This window comes from Pseudoalteromonas sp. SIMBA_162, from assembly GCF_046535955.1.
Classification (GTDB): Bacteria; Pseudomonadota; Gammaproteobacteria; order Enterobacterales; family Alteromonadaceae; genus Pseudoalteromonas; species Pseudoalteromonas marina.
In genome coordinates, this window is the sequence record NZ_JAWJBQ010001225.1 from 1 (window position 1) to 235 (window position 235).

General features: G+C 62.6%; 1 pseudogene. It reads right to left on the reverse strand.

Features of this window, described 5'->3' with window-relative positions:
* Positions 1–235: pseudogene (locus tag R0J88_RS23545) on the reverse strand (hypothetical protein); the annotation flags it as partial.

The following is a 235-nucleotide window of genomic DNA, read 5'->3' on the forward strand; positions in this document are numbered from 1 at the left end:
GTTGCGCTTCTTCTCACCGCCGGAGAAGCCTTCGTTGACGGCGCGCTGCAGGAAGCTGGCGTCCATCTGCATGAAGGCCAGTTTCTCGCGGATCAGCTTCATGAATTCCGGGGCCGGAATCTCGCCCAGGCCTTCGGCTTCACGCTTGGCATTCAGCGCCGCCTTGAGCAGGTAGACGTTCTTGACCCCCGGGATTTCCACCGGGTACTGGAAGCCCAGCAGCATGCCGGCACGC